At 59.2% G+C, this 557-nt stretch carries 1 protein-coding gene; it reads right to left on the minus strand.

Annotated elements, in window-relative coordinates:
- Positions 1 to 557, minus strand: a 557-nt coding sequence (locus B4F73_RS10085; protein ID WP_290483175.1) for a family 43 glycosylhydrolase, incomplete at both ends; no start/stop codon positions are given.

Consider the following 557-nt stretch of genomic DNA (forward strand, 5'->3'; position numbering starts at 1 on the left):
ACCGCGCGATGCCCCTCATAGCGGGGTTCGCCCTCAGGGGCGTCATTGTTCAGGATGTAGACTTTGCCGTCCTCGTCAAAGAAAAGCGACGGGTCGATCCCGCCAATATGGGGTAGCCAGATCGGGTCGGACCATGGCCCGGCAGGGTCGGTAGCCGTCACGACGAAATTGCCACCGCAATCCACGCAGGTATTGATCACGTAGAAGACGCCGCCATGGAATTCGATTGTCGGCGCAAACACACCTCGCGACACGGTCAGCCCGGAAAAGTCGAGCATGTCCGGCCGGTCGATCACATTTCCGATCTGGGTCCAGTTGATCAGGTCTCGGCTGTGGAAGATCGGGATACCCGGATAGTGGGTAAAGGATGAGTTCACGAGGTAGTAGTCGGCGTCGACTTTCACGATGCTGGGGTCTGGATAGTATCCGGCCAGGATCGGATTCCGAGCCTGACTGTCGGAGACGGGCAGATCAAAGATCGGGTCAGTGCCGCTATATGTCAGATAGGAGAAGCGGGCTTCCGATGTTTCCAGCGGCGCAGGCGCAGGCGCAGGCGC

The organism is Hyphomonas sp. UBA3601, assembly GCF_002375605.1.
Taxonomy (GTDB): domain Bacteria; phylum Pseudomonadota; class Alphaproteobacteria; order Caulobacterales; family Hyphomonadaceae; genus Hyphomonas.